The sequence below is a fragment of the Pseudonocardia sp. ICBG1034 genome, from assembly GCF_020131375.1.
Lineage (GTDB): Bacteria > Actinomycetota > Actinomycetes > Mycobacteriales > Pseudonocardiaceae > Pseudonocardia > Pseudonocardia alni.
On record NZ_JAHLEK010000015.1, the window covers coordinates 123,415 to 142,944 of the forward strand.

Genomic DNA, 19,530 nt, shown 5'->3' on the forward strand with positions numbered 1-19,530 from the left:
GGGCCCGCGGCCGACCTACTGTCGGCCGTACCGGTACGCGAGCGCCTTGCTCCCCGGGCCGCGCCCGCCGCGGTCCGTCGGGCACCGCGCCGGCCGGCAGATCACCGACGACGGTCGCGGGTGGCAGCACGTACCACTCGCGCGTCGAACGTGCGTTCGGTACTGTGTCCACCGGGGGTGACGCTGCGTATGGCTCTGACGGACGATCGTCCCGGCAACAAGCCCCGTGCGGTCCGTGACGGCGAGAAGGCCTCCGGACCCGGTGAGGGCGCCACGTTCGACCGTCAGCCCCCGCAGGACCTCACGGCCGAGCAGTCGGTGCTCGGCGGCATGCTGCTGAGCAAGGACGCGATCGCCGACGTCGTGGAGGTCCTGCAGCCGGAGGACTTCTACCGGCCCGCCCACCAGACCGTCTACGAGACGATCCTGGACCTCTACAGCCGTGGCGAGCCCGCGGACGCGGTGACCGTCTCGGCGGAGCTGCAGCGGCGCGGTGAGCTCGTCCGCCTCGGCGGCGCGCCCTACCTGCACACCCTCATCGCGACCGTGCCCACCGCGGCGAACGCGGCGTACTACGCCGAGATCGTCGGCGAGAAGGCGGTCCTGCGGCGGCTGGTCGAGGCCGGCACCCGGATCGTGCAGCTCGGCTACCACGGTGCCGACGGCGGCGACGTCGACGACGCGGTGGACCGGGCCCAGGCCGCGGTCTACGAGGTCACCGAGCGCACCACCACCGAGGACTACACGGTGCTGGAGGAGCTCCTCCAGCCCACGATGGACGAGATCGACGCGATCGCCTCCCGGGGCGGCCAGTCCACGGGTGTGCCGACCGGCTTCGCCGACCTCGACCAGGTCACCAACGGTCTGCACCCGGGCCAGATGGTCGTCGTCGCGGCCCGGCCGGGTCTGGGCAAGTCGACCCTGGGTCTGGACTTCGCCCGCTCCTGCTCCATCAAGAACGGCATGACCAGCGCGTTCTTCTCGCTGGAGATGAGCAAGTCCGAGATCGTCATGCGTCTGCTGTCCGCGGAGGCCCGGATCCGGCTGGCCGACATGCGCGCCGGCCGGATGTCGGACGAGGACTGGACGCGGATGGCGCGGCGGATGTCGGAGATCTCCGAGGCGCCGCTCTACATCGACGACTCGCCGAACCTGACGCTGATGGAGATCCGGGCCAAGGCGCGCCGGATGAAGCAGCGCTACGACCTGAAGCTGATCATCCTGGACTACCTGCAGCTGATGACCTCGGGCCGCAAGGTCGAGTCCCGTCAGCAGGAGGTCTCGGAGTTCTCCCGGCAGATCAAGCTGCTGGCCAAGGAACTCGAGGTCCCTGTGGTGGCGATGAGCCAGCTGAACCGTGGTCCCGAGCAGCGCACCGACAAGCGGCCGATGCTGTCCGACCTGCGTGAGTCCGGCTCGATCGAGCAGGACGCGGACATGGTGGTGCTGCTGCACCGCCCCGACGCGTTCGAGCAGGACGACCCGCGCGCTGGTGAGGCCGACCTGATCCTGGCCAAGCACCGTAACGGCCCGACCACGACGATCACCGTCGCCCACCAGCTGCACTACAGCCGGTTCTCCGACCTCGCCCACGGCTGAGGCCGCCGGTCGCGCGCCACGGCCACGCCGTCCGTCCGGGGCGGCACCGGTCGCTGTGCGGCGCCGGTCCGGGGCGGCACCGCGCGGTGCGGGGTGCCGGGTCAGGCGATTCCGGGGTGCGCCTGCGGTCCGGTGGTGGCCGCGACGGCCAGGGCGAGTCCGGCGACGAGGATCCCCGCGACGACGATCGGCACGCTCACCAGTACGGCACCGAGCAGCAGCACGACCAGTGCGGTCCCCAGCAGTACCGTCGGGAACGGGCCGGAGCCGTGCACGGTGCGCCGGTCGCGGGCGAACCCGGCGAGCAGCCGTCCGCCGTGGCGGGCCGGGGCGTGCAGTGCGGCGTTCAGTGCGGAGAACCGGCGGACCAGTCGCGGGTCGGTCAGCCGCAGCTGCACCTCGATCTCGTGCAGTCGACGGTTCTCGCGCTCGCTCAGCACCTCGGCAACCCCTCGTGTCCACGTCCCGGCGGACACGGTCGTGCCGCCGTCCGGCGCGGGGCGTCGTCGGTCCGGCCTGGTACCGACGTTACGTGACCGATTCGTGATCTGGCCGACCGGGCCGACCGGCTCACATGCGCCCGTCCTCACACCGGGGACGGCGCCCGGGGTCACCAGAGGGAGACGCGGTCCCGGCGGGGGCCCGCGGGGGCCCCGAGGCGGGCGGTCAGCGCGGCCCAGGAGCGTGCCGTGCCCGGTGTCCGGGCCGGCCGGGGGCGGAGCCAGCGGACCGCGAGGTCCGGGTCGTCCGGGTGGACGTCGAAGCGTTCCCGGCGCGGGAGCCGGGTGGCGCTGCGCAGCTCGACGACGGTCCCGCTCGCGACGGACTGGACGCCGTAGAGGCAGCCCGGCGGGACGAGCAGTCGCTGCGGGCCCTCGAGCAGCGCGACGGCGAGCCGGCCGAAGGTGTCGGCGTCCGGCCGGGCGTCGATGACGACGGCGTAACCGCTGCCGCGGGGGACGCCGAGCAGCACCGCGTCGCCGGGATGGCCGAACAGGCCGAGCACGGCGTCGCGGGCCGGGCGGCGCCGTCGTCGCACGGTGAAGGCGGTGAGGTCCGGGCCGGACGTGTCGGCGACGGTCGGGTCGAGCAGCAGCGCGCCGGGCACCACGGTCCGTACGACGTCCACTCGACCTCCCTCGGGTCCGGTCACCGCGTGCGACGGGCGCGCGGTGGGCTGCGGTTGGGGTACCGGAGACGACAACGAGCGGCCCCGGTCCTGGTGACGCTGCGCGAGCCCACGTTGCTCCGATCGGGCTCACAGCGGGCTTTCAGCCCCCGTATCTACTATCCGACCTAGTACTGATGCGACGAAGGGGTGGCGCATGACCGACGACCCGACGCCGGGTACCCGGTGCCGTTCCTGTGGCGGTGCCGCGGGCACGGTCGTGCTCGACCTGGGCGAGCAGCCGCCGTGGGACCGGATGCCCGCGCGGGACGCCCCGCTGCCCGACGCGGCGGCCCCGCTGCGCATGTGGTTGTGCGCCGGCTGCGGTCTCGCCCAGCTGCAGACCGATGCCGCGGTGGCCGAGGAGCTGCACGGTGTCGAACCGCGGGCGATGGCCGACCAGAGCGACCGCTCGGTCGGCCGGCTCGCCCGCGCCGGGCTGGTCCGCCCGGGCGGCCGGGTCGCGGAGTTCGGCAGCCCGCACGGCGGCTCGTGGCTCCCGCGGCTGACCGGGCGCGGCATGACCGCGCTCGACACGGACACGGTGTCCGCGGCCGGGCGGGCCGACCTCGTCGTCGACTTCTACGGGCTGCTGCACGAGCCCGACCAGGCCGATGCGCTCGCCCGGCGGGTCGCGCTGCTCGCACCCGGCGGCACGCTCGCGCTCCAGCTGCTGTCGCTGGGCACCGTGCTGCGTGACGGCCAGTGGTTCGACCTGCGCCACGGCCACTACGGCTACTGGTCGCTGCCCGCCCTGGACACCGCACTGCGCCGGCACGGACTGGGCGTGCACCGGGCGTGGTGGTACCCGCTGTCCGGCGGGACCGTGCTGGTCACCGCCCGGGCCGGCGCCGAGCCCGACGCCGGGACCCGCCGCCTCGTCGACGAGGAACGCGCCCTCGCCGTCACCGAGCCGTCCGGGTTCGCCCGGCTGCAGGCGGCCGCCGACGACACCCACCTGCTGCGCGACTGGCTGGTCGCCGAGCGGGCGGCGGGACGCACCGTCGCCGCCTACGGCGCGGCATCCCGCGCGGTGCCCCTGGTGTGCCGCGCCGGGCTGGACGCGTCGCTGCTGGCCGCCGTCGGGGACGCCTCGCCGGCCAAGCAGGGCCACCGGATGCCGGGCAGCGACGTGCCCGTCGTGTCCCCCGACGAGCTCGTCGGCCTGCGCCCGGACCGTGTCCTGCTGTTCCTTCCCGAGCTCCTCGACGAGGTCCGCGCCGCGCTGCCCCGGGTGGAGGCCGCGGGTGGGCGCTGGGTGGTGCTCGGCCCGGGACCGCGTGCGGTGGAGCCCGTGCACGCACTGTCCGGCTGCTGATCCGACGGCCCACCGACCGGGGGAGCATGGGGGGTTGCGGTTACCCTCGGGTCCGGGAGGCAACATGCGTGGTCGACTCGGCGAGCTCGAGGCCGCCGTGATGGACGTGCTGTGGGGCGACGCGGGTCCGTGCCGGGTGCGTGACGTCCGCGCCCGCCTGGCCCCGGCCCGTCCGCTGGCGTACACGACCGTCATGACGGTGCTCGACAACCTGCACCGCAAGGGCTGGGTGCAGCGCGAGCTGGACGGTCGCGCCTACCTCTACACGCCGGCCGCGAGCCGCGAGGAGGAGACCGCGCGCGCCCTGCGCGACCTGCTCGACGGCCCCGGCGACACCGAGGCCGTGCTCCTGCACTTCGCGCGCTCGGTGTCCGAGCGCGAGTCCGCCGTGCTGCTCGCCGCCCTCTCGGGCCCCGACCGCGGCTGACGCCGCCGCCCGGGCCACCGTGGTCGGGGAGCGCCGACCCGGAGGCGGTCAGGCCGCCCGGTCGCGGTGCGACCGGGACCGCAGCCATGCCGGACGCCGGCTCGCCGGGGCGGGGACGTCGCCGTCGCGCTCGGCGGTGCGGGTGATGTTGCGGACCATCCCGCCGAAGACGATCCCGTGGAACGGCGCGACCGACCACCAGTACAGGTAGCCGGGGAGGCCGTGCGGGATGAACACCGCCCGCTGGTGGTAGGTCGACCCGCCCGGACGCGGGCGCACCGACATCTCCAGCCAGGCCCGGCCGGGCACCTTCATCTCCGCGCGCAGCCGCAGCAGCCCCTCCTCGGGGTCGCGGTCGCTGCCGGCCGGGCGGGCCCCGCCGGGCTCGACCATCCGCTCCACCCGCCACCAGTCCAGCGCGTCGCCGGTGCGCAGGTCGTGCGGGTCGCGACGGCCGCGGGACAGCCCGACGCCGCCGACCGCGCGGTCCATCCAGCCGCGCACCGACCAGGCCAGCGGGAACGAGTACCAGCCACGCTCCCCGCCGATGCCCTCGACGACCGTCCACAGCCGTTCGGGGGTGGCGGCGCAGGCCTGCTCGCGCTCGTCGAGGTAGACGTCGCCGCCGGCCCACTCCGGATCGCTGGGCAGCGGGTCGGACGGCACGTTCGCCACGGTCGCGCCCGACCAGCGGGTCTCGACCTCGCCGTCGGTGATGCGGGACAGGGCCAGCTCGACGGCGCGGTCGTAGCCGATCAGCCCGCCCGGCGGGTCGGGGATGCGGTCCTTGATGTCGTCCTCGGAGCAGACGACCTCGTGCACCAGGGACTCGATCAGCGGCTTCGCGATCGACTTCGGGACGGGCGTGACGACATTGATCCAGTGCGCGGACAGCGACGGCGACAGCACCGGCACCGGCAGCACCCGGCGCCGGGACAGGCCGGCGACGCGGGCGTAGCGCTGCATCATCTCGTAGTAGGTGAGGACCTCGGGGCCGCCGATGTCGAAGGTCCGGTTCAGCTCGGCGGCCGGCGCGTCGATCTCCGCGACCCGGATCAGGTAGCGCAGCACGTCGCGCACCGCGATCGGCTGGATCCGGTTGTGCACCCAGCGCGGGGTGACCATCAGCGGGAGCCGCTGGGTCAGGTAGCGCAGCATCTCGAAGCTGGCCGAGCCGGAGCCGAGGATCACCGCGGCCTGCAGCACGACCGTCGGCACCCCGGAGCGCAGCAGGGTCTCCCCCACCTCCACCCGCGACGCCAGGTGGGCCGAGAGCTTCCCCGCTCCGGTGTCCGGGTGCAGACCACCCAGGTAGACGATCCGCTTCACCCCGGCCGCGCGCGCCGCCTCCCCGAGGATCAGCGCGGCCCGCCGGTCGGTGGCGGCGAAGTCGGAGTCCGACAGCGAGTGCACGAGGAAGTAGACGACGTCGACGTCCTCGCAGGCCGCGCGGACGCTGTCCGGGTCCAGCAGGTCGCCCTGCACGATCTCGGCGTCGGCGGCCCACGGCACGTCGGCGAGCTTGTCCGGGTTGCGGACCAGGCAGCGCACGTGGACCGGGCCCGTGGACGGGTCCGGGACGAGGTCGGGCTCGGGACCGTGGCCCAGCAGCCGGGGCGCGAGCCGCCCACCGATGTAGCCGGTCGCACCCGTCACGAGATAACGCACGGCGCGATCGTCCCACCGCAGGCACCGCGCGGCAGGGCGTGCGCTCAGCCCGGCAGGGCGGGCGGCGGGTTCGCCTCGCGCGGGCGCAGCGGGTCCACCGCCCGCGGCGCGACCTCGCGCGACGCGACCAGGGACCGCACCGCGGCGGTCAGTACGGCCAGCAGCGGGACGGCGAGCAGCGCGCCGGCGATCCCGGCGAGGACCACCCCGACCGCGACGCCGAGCGCGACCGCCAGCGGGTGCAGCCGGACGGCCCGGCCCATCAGCACCGGCTGGAGCACGTGGCTCTCCAGCTGCTGCACCGCCAGGACGACCCCGAGCACGATCAGCGCGGTCACCGGTCCCTCGGTGGCCAGCGCGACCAGCACCGCGACGGCGCCGGTCAGCACCGCCCCGATGATCGGCACGAACGCACCGAGGAACACCAGCGCGGCCAGCGGCAGCACGAACGGCACCCCTGTCGCCCACAGGCCCAGGCCGATCCCGAGGGCGTCGACGATCGCGACCAGCACCGTCGCCCGTACGTAGCCGACGAGCGAGGCGAACGCCCGGCGGGCGGCGACGTCGACCCGCGAGCGCCGGGCCCGCGGGGCGAGCAGCCGGACGAACCCCCAGATGCGGCGGCCGTCGTGGAGCATGAAGATCAACGCGAACAGGCAGAGCGCGAACCCGGCGAGGATCTCCCCGACGGTCGCGGCGGTCGTCACCGCGCCGGAGGTCAGCGTCTGCTGGTTGTCGCGCACCGCCTGCAGCACCTGGTCGCCGAGCACGCCGACGTCGATCCGGAACGGCGTCGCGTCGGCGAGCCCCTGCAGCGAGCCGACGTTGTCGGTGACCTCCGCGACCACCTGGGACGTGCCGTCGACCAGGGTGCCGACGACGGCGGTCAGCAGCCCCCCGAGCGCGGCCAGACCGCCGACCATCACCAGCGCCGTCGCGATGCCGCGGGGCACCCGCCGCTCGTGCAGCCACCGGACCAGCGGGGCGAGCAGCGCGGACAGCAGCACCGCGATCGCCACCGGAACGACCACGACCCGCAGCTCGATCACGAGGAAGACGAGCAGCGCGAACCCGGCGGCGAGGACGAGCATCCGGGCGCAGGCCTCGGAGGCGATCCGCAGCGGGCGCGGGATCTCCGCCCGCGGCGACGGACGGGGACGCGCCCCGGCGGCCCGCGCCACGGGGTCCGCGACGTGCGGCCCGGTCCGCCCGCCGGAGGTGGCGGCGCGGTGGTGGGGGTCGGCGGTGTCGTCGAGGGCCGTGGCGTCGTCGTGCGGGGCGGGAACGGCCCGGTGGGCGCCGGCCGCGGGATCGGCGTGCCGTGGCGCGACCACACCTGCGTGCCCGGCGCCGTCGTCCTCGTCCGCGGCGTGCGCCGGTCCGGCCCGGTGTCCGTCCGCGGGTGCGCGCCCGCGAGGAGCAGGGTCGTCGTCGTGCCGTGGGCGCGGGATGCCGCTCCCGGCAGGAGCGGCGGGCCGCCCGGTCCGCTCCGTCATGAGACGACGGTACGGCGGATCGGTCGGGGTGGCGCGGTGCACGCGACGGTGACGGCCCGGCCCCGAGCACTGCACCCCGGACGGCCCAGCGCCGGAACGGACGGAGCAGTCCCGACGGGTGTTCGTGACGCTCCGTCGAACTACACCCGTGTAGTGGACACCCCGCGGGCCGGACCGGCACGAAGGGGTGGCGATGCGATCACGCACCGCCGCATGATGGCCGCGACGTGCCGGATCGTGATCGCCGGAGCCGATGCGAGGGCCTGACACCGAGGGTCCCCGAGGGGTCGGACTCCGGACCGACGTCACCGACTGCTCCAGGAGGAGTCCGGATGACGACTCTCCGTAGACAACACGGAGAGTCCCGGACCGGTCACGCCACTCGTACGAGGGGACCTCGGAACCAGAACTGTCACCCCCGTTTCCCCTCTCGGGTGTCACCCGTTGACCGGGTGAGTGGGCCGAACGGCGGTACGAGATGTACGCGATACGGACCAGGCCGTGGGTCCCCACATGTCAGGCGAGCAGGAGGTACGGCGGGTGTACGAGTTCGACAGCGCTGCGGGTGGCCTCGAGTCGTCGATCCGGGCGCGACGCGCCGCGCAGGAGAGCTGGCCGTTCCCCGGCCGGCACGAGTCGCACGACGAGATCCAGGAGGAGACCCCGATCTTCCACGCCCTCACCGTCGGGGGCTGGCGGGACGGCCGGCGGAGCGGGAGCGCCGGCAACGCCGTGCGCCGCGTCCACCGCGGCACCGTCCGCACGACCCGCCGTGGTGGCGGGGTTCGGCCGACCGGGGACACGGTCGCCGCGTTCCACGCCGAGGCCGCGCCGGTCCCGGCGCAGCCGCTCGGCCACACGCCGCAGGAGCAGGACGACGGCGCCTGGAACGCACCGGGCGACGCCGCCATGGTGATGCTGCGCCGCCGTCGCGACGCCGAGCGCGCCGCGGACCGGGCCGCGATCGCCCACCTGCTGGGCGGTGCCGGGCGGCACCGGCTGACCCGCACGGCCTGATCGGCGTCCGGGCGATCGGACGGGCATCCGGCCCGGTCATTCCGCCGGCACGGGCAGCGCCGGTACGGCCGTTCGGCACCCTTTCGGGACCGGATCGGTACGCGAGGCAACCACGACACCCCCGGAGCGTCCCGGGGAGTAGCCGCACGCCACGGGCGTTCGGCCGCACGGCAGGACCGGTGGGGACCGGGAGCGCCGAGGACGCACCAGGACATCCCGCGGACACACCTTGGGACCGCGGGATGAGGTGACGACCGGCTGGGGAGCTGGGTCGTCAGCACGCAAGGCGAGGGCCGGGGCGATGGTCGGAGGGAGCCGACCACCGCACCCGGCCCTCGCGCGTGCGGAGGCCACCGGCGTGGCGCGCGCGACGCCGGTGACGTCGTCGGAGCCGACCGGAGCCGTGGGGAGCGCGGTTCCGGGCAGTACGACGGGGCCGAGTACGGGACACCCTCGTCCCGGACTCGCGTGGCGACATGATCGCCACGGAGTGTGACCGTATCGGGCGGCCGTCCGGGTCACAAGAGGGCATTCGCCGCAGCTTCTGCCGTCCCGTCCGGCACACCCGTCACCACGTTCACCGCCGTCCCACCGGACGGCCGTACGACGCGCCGCGACGCGTGCTCGAATCGTTCCGCACGGTGACCCCCGGCGTTCTACCCTGCGAGGGATGAGCACCGATCCCGCCGCGACCGGCCCCCGGCGCACCGACCGCCCGCTCGACGAGGCCGGCGTCGTGACGGCCGTGCGACGGGCCGCGGAACGGGGCGCCACCGTCCGCCCCACCGGCGCCGGTGGCCGCGCCCCGGGACCCCTCGCCCGGACCGAGGACGTGCTGCTCGACGTGTCCGCGCTGACCGGCGTCGTCGAGATCGGCGAGGACACCGTGCGGGTGCGGGCCGGAGAGACGGTCGCCGACCTCTGCGTCGCCCTCGCCGCCGCCGGCCGGGCGCTGGCCACCGTGCCCGACGCGCCCCGCGCCACCATCGGCGGCGCCACCGGGCTGGGCATGTACGGCGGCGCCCCCGCGGAGGGCTCGCTGTCCGACCAGGTCCGTGCCGTCCGGCTGGTCGACGGTCGCGGCACCGTCCGCGACGTCACCGGACCCGACCTCGACGCCGCGCGCTGCGGGCTCGGCGCACTGGGCATCGCGACCGCGCTGGAGCTCCGCACCGTCCCGCTCACGCGGCTACGGGTGCACGAGCGCGCCGTCGGCATCGACGAGGTGCTCGGCGAGGACCTGCTCGGCGAGCACGCCTGGACCGAGTGCGACGTCGCGATCAGCCCGTCGGTGCACGCCGGGTCCGCGGTGCTGCGCTGGGCCGAGCCGGAGCCCGAGGCGACCGGTCCGGTCGAGCGCGCCGGCTGGGGGCAGGCGGTGTCGCGGCTGGCGTCGTCGTGGTGGTCCTCCGGGGTGGGACTGCGGTCCGGCTGGCCGCCGCCACAGCGCTGGGCGCCCGGCACGGCCGGGCCGCCGCACGAGGTCCTGCCGGACCCGCAGCCGTGGGACCCGGACCTGTCCGAGTGGGCCGTGCCGCGTGCCGCGCTCGGGACGGTCCTGCGCGAGCTGGGGGCCGCCGTCGCCGCGCGGGGGCGGGAGCTGCGTCCCGTGCGGGTGCGCACCGGACGGGCCGAGACCGGTCTGCTGCACCCGGCGTCCGGCCGCGACACCGCCTACCTGCGGCTGCGGACCCGCGGACCGGCGGAGGAGCCGGTCCGCCGGCTCGCGGGCGCGGTCTGCGAGGACGCCGACGGGCGGCCCTGCTGGACCACCCGGCACGCCTGGGGGCCGGACGAGCTCGCCGTCGCCTACCCGGGGTGGGAGGCGTTCCGCGCCGTCCGCGACCGGTTCGACCCCGACCGCCGCTTCACCGACCCGCACCTCGCGGCCGTACTCGGCCGCTGACGGGCGCGGGACCGCTCAGACCTGCCCGCGCAGCCGCGCCGAGATCGACCGCACCGCGGCGAGCGACGCCCGGCGGTCGGCCCGGGTCGGCTCACCGGCGTCGATGACCTGCTCGCCGCCCACCCACACGTCGTGGACCAGGCGGGAGCCGCCCGCCCACACCAGGTTCGACACGAGCTGCGCGTCGTCCGACGGTGCGACGAACGCGGAGTCGTCGGTGTCGACGTGCACCACGTCCGCCCGCCGCCCGGCCTCCAGCGCGCCGAGGTCGTCGCGGCCGATCGCGTGCGCGGCGTCCGCGGTGCCCATGAGCAGCACGTCGGCGGCGGTGAGGGCGGCGGCGTCGTCGGCCCCGACCCGCGCCATCAGCCCGGCGAGCCGCGCCTGGTGCCAGAGGTCCAGGTCGTCGCAGGAGGCGGGACCGTCGGTGCCCAGCCCCACCCGGACCCCGGCCCGGCGCAGATCCAGCAGCCGGGCGGTGCCCGCCGCGAGCTTCGCGTTCGAGCCGGGACAGTGCGCGACGGCGACGCCGTGCCGGGCGTAGACGGCGATGTCGTCGTCGGACAGGTGCACCGAGTGCGCGGCCAGCACCCGCCCGCCGAGCGCGCCGCCGGCGTCGAGCATCGCCGGGACCGAGCCGTGGGCCTCGCGCACGTGGGCGTCCTCGCCGCGGGACTCCGCGACGTGGGTGTGCACCAGCGCGCCGCGCTCGCGGGCGGCCGCGGCGACCGACTCCAGGGCGCCGGGCGGCAGCGTGTAGGCCGAGTGCGGGCCGTAGCCGAGCTCGATCCGGCCGTCGTCGTCGGGGATCACGCCGCGGGCGTCGATCCGGGCGGAGACGTCGTCGCGCATCTGCTCCCAGGTCCCGAGCCGGTCCCAGCCGGGCGCGGCGATGATCCCCGGGGTGAGCACGGCCCGCGAGCCCGCGGTGCGGACGGCGTCGGTCAGGGCGTCGGTGAAGAAGTACATCTCGACGCTGGTGGTGCAGCCGGTCCGCAGCAGGTCCAGGCAGCCGGCGATCATCCCGGCGTGCACGTCCTGTTCGGTCAGCAGGCCCTCCGCGGGCCACATGACCTCGGTCAGCCACGGCATCAGCGGCAGGTCGCCGCCCATCCCGCGCAGCAGCGACATGGGGGTGTGGCAGTGCGTGTTGACCATGCCGGGCATGAGCAGCCCGGGCAGCGGTCGCACCACGGCGTCGGTCGCCGGCGCGTCGGAGGCAGTGCCGAAGAACGCGATCCGGCCGGTGTCGTCGACGTCGAGGACCGCGTCGCGCACGACCGGGAAGCCGGGCGTGCAGGGCAGTGCGACCGGGGCGGTGAGCCGCTGGAGGACCGCCATGTCAGCGGCGGTCGAGCAGCGAGCGCAGCGACCGGAACGGCGGCAGCCAGGCGCCCTCGTCGGGCAGGGTCTCCAGCGAGACGCGCGGCAGCGGCTCGCGGAACACCCCGTCGATGTCCTCGAGGTCGAGGAACGACAGCGTCTCCGAGGCCAGCGCGAACCCGGCGTACTCGCGGAAGCCGATCACCGTGACGTCGGTGCCGACCTCGATGAGCTTCTCCAGCGGCTCCCGGAACGCCCGCCCGTCCCCCGAGGCGACGACGACGTGGCGCAGCCTGCCCTCGGCCGAGCGCATGCCGATGTGGGCGAGCATGTCGTCGTCGACGTCGGAGTCGTCGCTGGTCTTCGGCTTGGCGAAGACGGCGAAACCCACGTTGCGCAGGGCCTCGACCCAGGGCCGGACGATGTCGATGCTGCCCGGGGCGACGTTGGTGAACACGCACGCCTCGGCCTCGGCCTCGGGGCCGGCGAGGTCGAGCAGCCAGCGGCCGACGGCGTCGAACCGCGGACGGTAGGCCGAGGTGGGGCGGGCGCCGAGCAGCGAACCGAGGCTCATGTCCATGTTGGGCGCGTCCCACACCAGCAGCACGCGCTCCTGCGGGCCCGTCGGAACGCCGCGTCCGTGTTGCCCCGTCCCGCTGCTCATGCCGGGGAGCCTAGCCGCCGTCGCCCCGCCCGCCCGGCCCGGCGCCCACGCGGGTGAGACTGTCCCCATGGAGAACCCACCGACCGGGCCGGAGCAGCTCGCCACCCGGACCGCCGCGATCATGCGCGACGGCGACCGGGCGAGCCGTGCAGCCGGCGTCGACGTCGTCGCGGTCACCCCCGGACGGGCGACGGCGACCATGACCGTCCGTCCCGACCAGGTCAACGGGCACGGGGTCTGCCACGGCGGCTACCTGTTCCTGTTCGCCGACACCGCAATGGCCTACGCCAGCAACTCCCACGGCGTCTCCGCCCTGGCCAGCGGCGCGGACATCGCGTTCCTGCGCCCGGCCCGCGAGGGCGACGTCCTCACCGCCGAGGCGGTCGAACGGGCCGCGAGCGGCCGGTCCGGGCTCTACGACGTGACCGTCCGCGCCGCCGACGGGACGGTCGTCGCCGAGTTCCGGGGCCGTACCCGGCAGGTGCCGGGCCTGAGCCCGGTCACCGCCCGGCCCTGACCGGCCCTCAGCCCTGGTCGTCGCGGGGCCGCAGCCCGTGCGGCTCCAGGAACGCCGGCCGCAGACCAGGGTCGGGCTCGTCGTAGTAGCGGTGGAAGACCGGGGTCTGCGAGCCCGACATCGGGGGCACGATCCAGCTCCAGTCGGCCGGGCAGCGCCGTCCCGCGGCCTCCTCCTTCGCCAGGAAGGTCATGAACCGCTCGGCCTCGCTGTGGTGGTCGGCCATGGTGACGCCGTCGGCGTCGAAGGAGTAGGTGACCGCGCGGACCAGCTCGACCATCGCCCGGTCCCGCCACATCGTGCGCACCGACCGGGTGTCGAGCCCGAGCCGCTTCGCGATCTCCGGCAGCAGGTCGTAGCGGTCGGTGTCGGCGAGGTTGCGGGCGCCGACCTCGGTGTCGAGGTACCAGCCGTTGAACGGGGCGGCCGGGTACACGACCCCGCCGATCTCCAGCGGCATGTTGCTGATGGCGGGCACCGAGTGCCAGCGCAGCCCGAGCCGGGCGAACCAGGGGTGCTCGGGGTGGCGCAGCGGGACCTCGTGCACGGCGTCCGGCGGGACGTCGAACAGCCGGGACCGCCCGTCCGGGCCGGTGATCAGCAGCGGCAGCACGTCGAACCGGCCCGCCGGCTGCGGTCGCGGCCACCCCATCCCGACGACGTGGTCGGTGAAGTCGGCCTGACCCGGGTCCCCGGTGACGGTGCCGTCGGGGTTGCGGTGCCCGGCGTAGCGGACGAGCTGGTCGTTGCGGATCCGCGGACCGGGCCGCCCCGGGGCGTCCGGCGCGAACACCGTCATCGTCGAACGGATCTTCCCGCCGCGGGTGGCGGCGCGCAGGTGCCCGACGCTCTCCTGCGCGACGTCGGCCGGGTCGTGCAGGTGGCGCAGGTCGCGGACCTGCAGCGACTGCCAGTACAGGCGCCCGATGCAGCGCGCGGAGTTCCGCCAGGCCACCCGGGTGCCGAAGACCAGCTCGTGCGTGGTGTGGGTGTAGGTGCCGACCCGGTCGATCTCGGCGCGGACCTGGCGCAGCCGCTCCGGCAGCGGGACGCCCGGCTCGGTCTCGGCGTACACCTGGCGCAGGAACTCCTCGGCCACGGCCGGGTCGACCGGGGCGGGGTCCCGCTCGTCGGCGACGCCGGGCGGCGGCGGGTGTCCGCCGGAGCGTCCGTGCCCGGTGACCGGGCAGCCACCGGTGGCCTGGGTCGGGGGCGCGACACGGCTCCCGACCGACGGCGCGCCACGGCCCTCCACCGGCGGTGCGGTGCGGTTCTCCACCGGTGGTGCGGTGCGGTTCTCCGCCGGGGGTGCGACGCGGACGACCGCGGTCGCGGCGCCCGGGCCGTCGACCCGGTTGAGGACGTGCTCGCGGCTGCCCGCAGCCGGGCGCTGCGATCCCGGGGCCGGGGTGGTGCCGGAGCCGGGGGTGCTCCCGGGGGCCTGGGCCGTTCCCGGGACCGGGGTCGCGACGGTCGCGCGCTCCGGCAGCGGCGTCGCGACCGTGGCCCGCTCGGCCGGGGCCTGCTGGTCCCGCAGCGGCCCGGACCCGCCCGGTCCCTGCTCCCGTGGCGGAGCCTGCCGCACCCGCGACCGGTCGACGACGGTCGTCGTCTCCACCCCGGGCCGCGCCACGGCGGTGGTGGCCTGCACGGGGCCCTCGACCGGACCGACCAGCGGGACCATCGACACCGACCGGCCGGACCGCTCCGCGCCGGACTCCCCGGACACCGGGCCGGGCCCCTGACCCGGACCCGGCGGGGCGCCCGGCGGCGGGCCCGTCATCGGGCGGGGCGTCGGGCTCGGCCGGAAGCCGGGCGGTCGGTCGACCGTCCGCTTCGGTGCCGCGGGAGCGGGGTGCGAGTTCTTGCCGTGCTCCACCGTCGTCACGGGCGTCCTTCGGGGGTCACTCGGGTGGGGATCCGGGTCGGGGGTGCTCCCGACCGTAGTCGGTCACTCTCCGTGTGTCACCGGTGCCGGGTGCGTGGTCGGCGACGTACAGCAGGTCACGAACCGGTCGTCCCTCGAGCCGGGCCCGGTCCTCGAACTTGGTGACCGGACGCCACGACGGACGGTCCTGCCAGCCGTCCGGACGGAGCGGGAAGCGGTCGTCCGGGCGCAGCGACGGCTCCGCGGAGACCACCCGGCGCATCTGCTCGGCGTAGTGCGGCCAGTCGGTGGCCAGGTGCAGCAGCCCGCCCGGACGCAGCCGTGACGCCGCCAGCGCGGCGAACTCCGGCTGGATCAACCGGCGCTTGTGGTGGCGCCGCTTGGGCCACGGGTCGGGGAAGAAGATCCGCAGCCCGTCCAGCGACGCCGGCGGGACGACCCGGGTCAGGAGCTCCACGGCGTCGCCGCGCAGCAGCCGCTGGTTGGTCAGGCCGCCCTGCTCGATCCGCATGAGCAGCTGGGCCAGTCCGGGCTCGAAGACCTCCACGGCCACGTGGTCGATCCCCGGCTCGGCCGTCGCGAGCGCCGCCGTCGTCTCGCCCATGCCGGAGCCGATCTCCAGCACGAGCGGCGCGGTCCGGCCGAACGTCGCCGCCGGGTCCCACACCCCGGACGCCACGACGTCGTCGACCTCGGAACCCCACGTCGACCACAGCCGGTCCCAGGCGGACTGCTGGCCCTCGGAGAGCCGGACGCGCTGGTGGACGTAGGAGCGGATCCGGGTGTCGTGCGGGTGCGGGGCCTCCGGGGCGGTGGCCCGGTCAGGCACCGGTGTTCCGGCCCGCGGGCAGCCGCACGTGGGCGGTCGCGCCGGGCAGCCGGCCGCGGACGTAGCCGGCAGCGGTGACGCCGAAGCAGGCGACGATCGCGGCGGCGGAGGCGGCGTTGCGCTCCTTCGCCTCGCGGATCACGCCCGCGGGCAGCACCTTCATCGTGTAGCTGCTCTCGGTGGACAGCGAGTCCCCGGTCCCGACGACCTTGGACACGGCGGCCTTGGAGATGCCCTCGGCCCAGCCGCGGCGCAGCAGGTAGCGCCAGGAGACGCGGTCGTCGGACACCCGGTGGTCGACGGCGGCGCGCGGCTCGAACAGGATGCGCGGGTTCCGGCCGTCGGCGACGTAGGCCTGCCGGGCCCGGATGCAGAGCTCGGTCTCCTCGCAGCCCAGCGGGTTCTTGCCGATCCGGCCCATGTCCTCGGCGAACCCGCCGACGCGGGTGAACACCTCGGCGCGCAGGGACATGTTGCAGCCCATGAGGTTGCGCATCTCGGCGCGCTCGGTGGGCTGGCCGGTGTAGGTGCAGCCGACGACCCAGTCGAGCTCACCGGTGGCGTTCGGGTCCCCGGGGGCGGCACCGGGCAGCGTCCGCGGACGCCCGTCGGGCCACTTCGGGTGCGCGACCCCGCCGACGCCGATGACGTCCGGGTCCTCGTACGGGGCGAGGAGTGCGTGCAGCCAGCCGGGGCGGGCCGCGGCGTCGTCGTCGAGGAAGACGACGACCTCACCGGAGGCCAGCTCGACCGCGGTGTTGCGGGCGCCCGACAGGCCCTGCTTCTTGTCGTTCGCGACGACGACCACCCCGAGCGGCCCGAACTCGCGTTCGGCCCGCTCGCGCAGGCGCTCGTTGTGGTCGACGACGACGATCGTCTCCAGCGGGGTCACGTCCTGGTCGAGGACCGAGTCGACGGCGGCCTTGATGTCGAACCAGCGCTTCTCGGTGTAGACGCAGACGACCACGGTGGCGGTCGGCAGGGCGCTCACGGCGTTCGGGCTCCTCATGCTGCGGGATCCGGCGGGGGCGGCCGGAGCGGGCGGCGCCGTGGGGCCTAGCGGGCGTATCCCGAGGCCTTGCGACGCTGCTCCATGCGACGGTGCTCGGCCATCAGGGTACGCAGCACGCGCGTGCCGTCGGCGAAGGTCCGCAGGTTGGTCTCGCCGAACATGCGCTCGCGCTCGACCGACGGCACCTCGGTGATCGTCAGGTCGGCGGCCGCGACGCGGCAGTTGAGCACGGTCTCGATCTCGAAACCGTCGCCCCAGAGCATCGAGCCGTCCTCGGGCTGCGGCGCGGCCGGGTCCGGGAGCTCGAGCTGCGGGAGCAGGTCGGCCCAGAAGGCGTTGTAGCCGTAGCAGAGGTCGGAGTACCGCGTGCCGAACAGCCGGTTCGCGACGGTGTTCAGGCCGGCGTTGCCGGACTTGCGCAGCAGCGTGATGTCGTCCGAGCCGCCGCCCTTGCAGAACCGGCTGCCCTTGGCGAAGTCGGCGCCCTTGACCAGCGCGTTCACGAAGGCCGGGATCTCGTTCGGGTCGGCCGAGCCGTCGGCGTCGAACATGACGATGACGTCGCCGGTCGCGGCGGTGAAGCCGCAGGCCATCGCGTTGCCCTTGCCCTTGCGGGTCTGGGTGATGACGCGCGCCCAGGGCAGCGTGCGCCGCGCGACGGCGACCGTGTTGTCGGTCGAGTTGCCGTCGACGACGATGACCTCGTGCACGGCCGGCCGCACCGCGGCGATGGCCGGCAGCACGATCTCCAGGTTCCGGGCCTCGTTGCGGGTCGGCACGATCACCGACACCGCCGGGTTCGCGCTGCGGCGCGGAGCCGGGCGGGGCCGCGGGCGACGGAAGCCCTCGGGTCCCTCCGGCTGCGGCGCCAGCGGAGCGCGCCCGCCGGGTCGGGCAGGGCTCGCCGGGAACGGCGACTGTCCGGCACCGGCACCGTTCTGACGCCCGGGACGCGCGGGGGCGCTCGCATCGGGCGTGACGGTCGGGCGGGCGGGCGTAACGGCGCTCACACTTCCTCCATACAGGTCCGCTTACTCGTCCAACGACGCGATCACGGTCCGGTTGCGGTTCTGGTGTCGGGCGTCTTCGGTATTGCCCGATCAGTGGACGTCCCTGGAGCCCGTGGGGTTGCCCCGGTCGGCTGATTCGTCCGTGTCCACGCTGCGGTTCAGCCTTGCCCATGAGAGGGGACGAGGATCACCCGGGTCTGCTGCGCAGTCCTACGGATCCACCCGGGAACGGTCCCCCCGACACTGTCCGGCATGGACCGGGAACCGCTGTCGGGCAGCATCGGACCGCCGCTGCGCACCGCGCTCGACCAGGCCCGCGCCGATCTTCTCGCGACGTTGTCGGTGCAGGTCGACGGCCTGGCGGCGGACGCGGCCCGGCGCCCGGGGCGGGCCGGCGACGTCCGGTGGTGGACGGCCGCGCTCGACGGTCCCGCCCGCACCCTCGACGACGCCTGGGCGCGCCGCAGCGGACCGGTCCTGCGCCGCCGTGCGGCCGCAGTCGCACTGCGACATCAGGGCGCCCACGTGACGCATGTCACTCACGTTCCGTCACCATCGTGTGGCGGGGCTCTCGTCGCCGCGGCGGGCCGGGCGCTCGCCGTCGCACCGGGCCGGGAACGCGGGGCGTGGTCCGGGGCGGTCCTGTCCGGATCGGTGGTGTGGGTGGCGTCGGTCCTCGCGGCCGGCGCGCGGGTGCTCCCGGCCGGGGGGCCCGGGGTGCTGCCCGCCCTCGCCGGGCTCGTCCTGCTGGTGGGTGCGCTCGTCGCGGCCCGGGTGCGGGCGGTCCGCTCCGCCCGGGACCGTGCGCTGGCCCGGCGGGTGCGCGACGCGGTGCTGCTCGCCGCGGACCACGAGTTGCTGCGCCGGATCTCCGTCGCCGACCGTGGGCTGCCGGAGCCGTCCCGTGCGTGCTGAGCCGCCGGTGCCGGCCGGGAGCACGGTCCTGGCGGGCGCGGTGGTCGCGGCGGCGCTGCCCGTCCCCTGGTGGGTGCGGGTGCCGCGGGCCCGGTCCGGCGTCGCTGGATCGGTCCCGGTGTCCGGGCCCGCCGCCCGCGACGCCGACGGCGACGGCGTCGCGGAGACGCTCGTCGTCGACACGGGACGGGGTCCGGAGTTCTGGACCGACCTCGACGGCGACGGTCTCGCCGACGCGGTGACCGGCCTGCCCGGAGACCCCGGCTGAGCCCGGGGTCAGTCCTCCGGCTGGTCGGCGGGGGTGCGGCCCTCGCTGTCGGTGTTCGCTCCGCGCCGGAACCGGCCGACGCCGCGGCGCTGCTCGGCGATGGAGCGGTCGATGTCCGCGGACACCTTCTGCTGGCGGCGCCGCTCGCGGATGCGCAGCAGCACGAGCATCGAGACGCCGTAGGCGATCCCGACGATCAGCAGCACGGCGCCGATCTTGAACACGATCTGCTGCACGCCGGTGATGCTGTCGATGTCGATCACCGAGATCATGCCGAGGACGCCGAGGGTCAGCAGGTGGAACAGCACCACCAGTAGCCGGTTGATGGAGTGCGACGTCTCCTTGTTCTGGAAGACGTCCTCCAGGAACGGCTGTCCGGTGCGCAGCAGGATCTGGCCCACGACGACCGTGATCGCCACTCCGACCACGACCAGTGCGAGATAGCCGCCGGTTCCCTCCACAGTGGGCCCCTCCCCGTGCGTGTGCAGGGTTGGAGACTACCCCG

The 19,530-nt window shown here is 75.3% G+C and carries 19 protein-coding genes; 8 read left to right on the forward strand and 11 right to left on the reverse strand.

All coding sequences use genetic code 11. The features are described from left to right. Positions 1-189: 189 nt before the first annotated feature. On the forward strand, positions 190-1,599 hold the full coding sequence (dnaB, locus tag KPF22_RS02140; RefSeq protein ID WP_062403954.1) for a replicative DNA helicase: 1,410 nt from the start codon (positions 190-192) through the stop codon (positions 1,597-1,599). A gap of 101 nt (positions 1,600-1,700) precedes the next feature. Here the strand turns inward: dnaB and KPF22_RS02145 are convergent, their stop codons facing one another. Beyond that, complete coding sequence (locus KPF22_RS02145; RefSeq protein WP_208822725.1) at positions 1,701-2,039, reverse strand: DUF3040 domain-containing protein; 339 nt, start codon at positions 2,037-2,039, stop codon at positions 1,701-1,703. A 170-nt stretch (positions 2,040-2,209) separates the two neighbouring features. Further along, positions 2,210-2,728, reverse strand: coding sequence for a dTDP-4-dehydrorhamnose 3,5-epimerase family protein (locus tag KPF22_RS02150; protein WP_224401060.1), 519 nt, complete (start codon positions 2,726-2,728; stop codon positions 2,210-2,212). Positions 2,729-2,924: 196 nt separating this feature from the next. Between KPF22_RS02150 and KPF22_RS02155 the strand changes: the two genes are divergently transcribed. Together KPF22_RS02155 and KPF22_RS02160 are read left to right on the forward strand one after the other, a co-directional pair. Then, on the forward strand, positions 2,925-4,085 hold the full coding sequence (locus KPF22_RS02155; RefSeq protein WP_224401061.1) for a class I SAM-dependent methyltransferase: 1,161 nt from the start codon (positions 2,925-2,927) through the stop codon (positions 4,083-4,085). A 64-nt stretch (positions 4,086-4,149) separates the two neighbouring features. Continuing rightward, entirely contained in the window at positions 4,150-4,512 is a 363-nt protein-coding gene (locus KPF22_RS02160) for a BlaI/MecI/CopY family transcriptional regulator (protein WP_062398947.1), read from the forward strand. A 48-nt stretch (positions 4,513-4,560) separates the two neighbouring features. Here the strand turns inward: KPF22_RS02160 and KPF22_RS02165 are convergent, their stop codons facing one another. Next, positions 4,561-6,180 (reverse strand): SDR family oxidoreductase, encoded by a 1,620-nt coding sequence (locus KPF22_RS02165; RefSeq protein ID WP_208822731.1) that lies wholly within the window; start codon positions 6,178-6,180, stop codon positions 4,561-4,563. Positions 6,181-6,224: 44 nt separating this feature from the next. Beyond that, positions 6,225-7,676 (reverse strand): AI-2E family transporter, encoded by a 1,452-nt coding sequence (locus KPF22_RS02170; protein ID WP_224401062.1) that lies wholly within the window; start codon positions 7,674-7,676, stop codon positions 6,225-6,227. A gap of 540 nt (positions 7,677-8,216) precedes the next feature. Here KPF22_RS02170 and KPF22_RS02175 point away from each other — a divergent pair. Together KPF22_RS02175 and KPF22_RS02180 are read left to right on the forward strand one after the other, a co-directional pair. Beyond that, positions 8,217-8,693, forward strand: a complete 477-nt coding sequence (locus tag KPF22_RS02175) for a hypothetical protein (protein WP_224401063.1) — start codon at positions 8,217-8,219, stop codon at positions 8,691-8,693. Positions 8,694-9,363: 670 nt separating this feature from the next. Beyond that, entirely contained in the window at positions 9,364-10,599 is a 1,236-nt protein-coding gene (locus KPF22_RS02180) for a D-arabinono-1,4-lactone oxidase (RefSeq protein WP_224400917.1), read from the forward strand. 15 nt (positions 10,600-10,614) lie between these two features. Here the strand turns inward: KPF22_RS02180 and KPF22_RS02185 are convergent, their stop codons facing one another. Both KPF22_RS02185 and KPF22_RS02190 read right to left on the reverse strand, forming a co-directional pair. After that, the gene (locus KPF22_RS02185) at positions 10,615-11,940 is read right to left on the reverse strand and encodes an amidohydrolase family protein (protein ID WP_224400916.1); all 1,326 of its coding nucleotides are present in this window, start codon (positions 11,938-11,940) and stop codon (positions 10,615-10,617) included. Position 11,941: 1 nt separating this feature from the next. After that, positions 11,942-12,586: an NYN domain-containing protein gene (locus KPF22_RS02190; protein ID WP_208822739.1), complete on the reverse strand. Its 645-nt coding sequence runs from the start codon at positions 12,584-12,586 to the stop codon at positions 11,942-11,944. Positions 12,587-12,653: 67 nt separating this feature from the next. Here KPF22_RS02190 and paaI point away from each other — a divergent pair, with 67 nt between their 5' ends. Then, on the forward strand, positions 12,654-13,103 hold the full coding sequence (paaI, locus tag KPF22_RS02195; protein WP_179761504.1) for a hydroxyphenylacetyl-CoA thioesterase PaaI: 450 nt from the start codon (positions 12,654-12,656) through the stop codon (positions 13,101-13,103). Between the two features lie 7 nt (positions 13,104-13,110). Here paaI and KPF22_RS02200 read toward each other — a convergent pair whose 3' ends face one another. From KPF22_RS02200 to KPF22_RS02215, 4 genes are all read right to left on the reverse strand, one after another. Continuing rightward, on the reverse strand, positions 13,111-14,202 hold the full coding sequence (locus KPF22_RS02200; RefSeq protein WP_307799468.1) for a nitric oxide synthase oxygenase: 1,092 nt from the start codon (positions 14,200-14,202) through the stop codon (positions 13,111-13,113). Positions 14,203-15,007: 805 nt separating this feature from the next. Beyond that, positions 15,008-15,820 carry a tRNA (guanosine(46)-N7)-methyltransferase TrmB gene (gene trmB / locus KPF22_RS02205; RefSeq protein ID WP_208822741.1) on the reverse strand — a complete coding sequence of 271 codons (813 nt, stop codon included), beginning with the start codon at positions 15,818-15,820 and terminating at the stop codon, positions 15,008-15,010. Then, positions 15,813-16,811 (reverse strand): glycosyltransferase family 2 protein, encoded by a 999-nt coding sequence (locus KPF22_RS02210; RefSeq protein ID WP_202417942.1) that lies wholly within the window; start codon positions 16,809-16,811, stop codon positions 15,813-15,815. The genes trmB and KPF22_RS02210 overlap by 8 nt, the downstream gene beginning before the upstream one ends. A gap of 65 nt (positions 16,812-16,876) precedes the next feature. Continuing rightward, entirely contained in the window at positions 16,877-17,617 is a 741-nt protein-coding gene (locus KPF22_RS02215) for a glycosyltransferase family 2 protein (protein ID WP_062403950.1), read from the reverse strand. Between the two features lie 477 nt (positions 17,618-18,094). On the opposite strand from KPF22_RS02215, the gene KPF22_RS02220 reads away from it, so the two are divergent. Together KPF22_RS02220 and KPF22_RS02225 are read left to right on the forward strand one after the other, a co-directional pair. Then, complete coding sequence (locus KPF22_RS02220) at positions 18,095-18,757, forward strand: hypothetical protein (protein ID WP_208822743.1); 663 nt, start codon at positions 18,095-18,097, stop codon at positions 18,755-18,757. Next, positions 18,747-19,025 (forward strand): DUF6802 family protein, encoded by a 279-nt coding sequence (locus tag KPF22_RS02225; protein WP_208822745.1) that lies wholly within the window; start codon positions 18,747-18,749, stop codon positions 19,023-19,025. Before KPF22_RS02220 ends, KPF22_RS02225 begins: the two co-directional genes overlap by 11 nt. Before the next feature lie 8 nt (positions 19,026-19,033). Here KPF22_RS02225 and KPF22_RS02230 read toward each other — a convergent pair whose 3' ends face one another. Beyond that, positions 19,034-19,486 carry a hypothetical protein gene (locus KPF22_RS02230; protein WP_208822747.1) on the reverse strand — a complete coding sequence of 151 codons (453 nt, stop codon included), beginning with the start codon at positions 19,484-19,486 and terminating at the stop codon, positions 19,034-19,036. Between the last annotated feature and the right edge of the window lie 44 nt (positions 19,487-19,530).

Coding starts and splice junctions, on each gene's coding strand:
- dnaB (WP_062403954.1), top strand. CDS start 190: ATGGCTCTGACGGACGATCGTCCCGGCAACAAGCCCCGTGCGGTCCGT.
- KPF22_RS02155 (WP_224401061.1), top strand. CDS start 2,925: ATGACCGACGACCCGACGCCGGGTACCCGGTGCCGTTCCTGTGGCGGT.
- KPF22_RS02160 (WP_062398947.1), top strand. CDS start 4,150: ATGCGTGGTCGACTCGGCGAGCTCGAGGCCGCCGTGATGGACGTGCTG.
- KPF22_RS02170 (WP_224401062.1), bottom strand. CDS start 7,676: ATGACGGAGCGGACCGGGCGGCCCGCCGCTCCTGCCGGGAGCGGCATC.
- KPF22_RS02180 (WP_224400917.1), top strand. CDS start 9,364: ATGAGCACCGATCCCGCCGCGACCGGCCCCCGGCGCACCGACCGCCCG.
- KPF22_RS02185 (WP_224400916.1), bottom strand. CDS start 11,940: ATGGCGGTCCTCCAGCGGCTCACCGCCCCGGTCGCACTGCCCTGCACG.
- KPF22_RS02190 (WP_208822739.1), bottom strand. CDS start 12,586: ATGAGCAGCGGGACGGGGCAACACGGACGCGGCGTTCCGACGGGCCCG.
- paaI (WP_179761504.1), top strand. CDS start 12,654: ATGGAGAACCCACCGACCGGGCCGGAGCAGCTCGCCACCCGGACCGCC.
- KPF22_RS02220 (WP_208822743.1), top strand. CDS start 18,095: ATGGACCGGGAACCGCTGTCGGGCAGCATCGGACCGCCGCTGCGCACC.